2 protein-coding genes are annotated in these 1,970 nt (G+C 35.5%); both read right to left on the reverse strand.

What is annotated here, in order from left to right; genetic code table 11:
• Positions 1-248 precede the first annotated feature (248 nt).
• Complete coding sequence (gene trmL, locus GZA11_RS16275) at positions 249-722, reverse strand: tRNA (uridine(34)/cytosine(34)/5-carboxymethylaminomethyluridine(34)-2'-O)-methyltransferase TrmL (protein WP_163184397.1); 474 nt, start codon at positions 720-722, stop codon at positions 249-251.
• Positions 723-787: 65 nt separating this feature from the next.
• Positions 788-1,660, reverse strand: coding sequence for an amidase domain-containing protein (locus tag GZA11_RS16280; protein WP_163184398.1), 873 nt, complete (start codon positions 1,658-1,660; stop codon positions 788-790).
• Between the last annotated feature and the right edge of the window lie 310 nt (positions 1,661-1,970).

Consider the following 1,970-nt stretch of genomic DNA (forward strand, 5'->3'; position numbering starts at 1 on the left):
ACGCTCCTCCATTTTTATCACCTGACAGCCTTTTAATCCTGGGATATTCATGATAGAATTCATAGTACACGCAACTCCATTCTTTTTGCTTGTTTCTGGACAATTCAAGTATAAAAGAATGACGGGGTTGCGTGTCTTTTTTTTGACCAAAATTGTATGAAAACCCCAACATTTATTATAGAGCCTCATTTATTCATGTCTTTCCTATTACAAATAAAGAGGCCCTATACTTTTAGGCCTCTTTGCATTTATTTTAAATTTGGATAATTTTGCTGACGTAATGCCTCATATATAAGAATGGCAGCTGCATTGGATAAGTTTAAGGAACGTACTTTATCGGTCATTGGGATTCTCAGACAGACATCTTTATTTTTTTCAATTAAATCTTTAGGGAGACCATTCGTTTCCCTGCCAAAAATAAAATAATAGTCCTTGTCTAAGTCACTATAATTAAAGGAAGAATGCGGTTTTTGTCCGAATTTCGTTAAGTAATAAAATTCTCCGCCGGCATTTTTTTCATAAAATTCATCTAAGGAATCATAATAAAAAATACGAACAAATTCCCAATAATCTAGACCGGCTCTCTTCAGTGTTTTGTCATCCATTGAAAAGCCCAATGGACGGATCAAATGAAGCGTAGTATCTGTAGCCGCGCAAGTGCGGGCGATATTACCTGTATTTGAAGGGATTTCTGGCTGATATAAAACAACGTGCACTGACATGAATTTCACCTCATTAAAAGCTCTATCAGTTATTATACCACTCTCACTCCCCTCATCAAGCAGGCTCATCCATCAACAATCGTATAAAATTTATATTTTATATTTGGCGTGTAGGCAGATGAATCTTCATAAGCCCAGTACCTCATTCGGCTATTATAAGTATGTGCATTTACTAAAGGCATATTGTAAGCATCTTTGGCAACGACGATCGTATTATGATTAAATCTGCCGTCTCCTTCAAAATCATAGCAAATAACATCCCCATACGTTAATTGGTCAGGACTGCTAACTTCTTTCGCTCTTAAACCGATTTTGGAATTTGCCAAATAATTTTTTAGCGAATGTGCTACAGCCCAACTATAGCTCCAATTGTTATTTTGCATCCACCAACCATTCCCTCGGTTTGGATAGCCTCTCATAGGAGCCCCGCCTGCACGTAAACATTGAGAGATAAAATTGGTACAATCATTTTCAAATTTTATATATGCTGGATTATAGCTATTCCACCAACGCTCAGCATATTGTACGGCTTTAAGACGATCATATTTAAAGACTATATGGTCGCCTTTTGTGACGCGTTCTATGGAATCCCTAAAGGAATCTTCCTGAAAATCTAGTGCAGGAATCTCTTCATCTGAGATAATAGAATTTTTATATAGTTTAGCTAGTCTTTCTTCCACCTCTTCCTCGATATAGAAATTTCCTTTTTGTTTGATCAAATAACGATAATGGGCGAGATATTTTACTTTTTGAATACCATCTTGATCAGCTTTGTCGATAATTTTTCCTGTTGCTTTTACCTTAACAATTTCCGCCGATCTTTTTGAACAGGAATCCAACTTACGTTCCGCCTTGGGAAAAAAATCCTTGTATCCTCTATCCAAAAGAACAAACTGCTGAACTCTATTTTCAAACAACTCTTGAAGTGATTTATACATTTGTTTCACTCCCTTCATTCCATACATATGAAAGGAAGAAGAATTTTACATCAAAGGGAGGTTAAAATTAAATTTTGTCGTCTATTCGAATATTCTTTACCCATTAAAAAAAGAGCGAATCTCTATAAAATGGTACCTGTAGGTAGGACACTTGAAAAAAAGAGTGTTCAACCTACAGGTATTTTTATATACTTGAATTTCAGAATATGGAGATTAGGGGACAACATGAGTAAAATAACATTTTCATCTAAAGAGATAAACATGCTTCAAAAAAATCCAAATGTACAGCGTGTCAGCGAAAGGTCTATTA

Source organism: Neobacillus sedimentimangrovi, from assembly GCF_010614825.1.
Lineage (GTDB): Bacteria > Bacillota > Bacilli > Bacillales > Cytobacillaceae > Neobacillus > Neobacillus thermocopriae.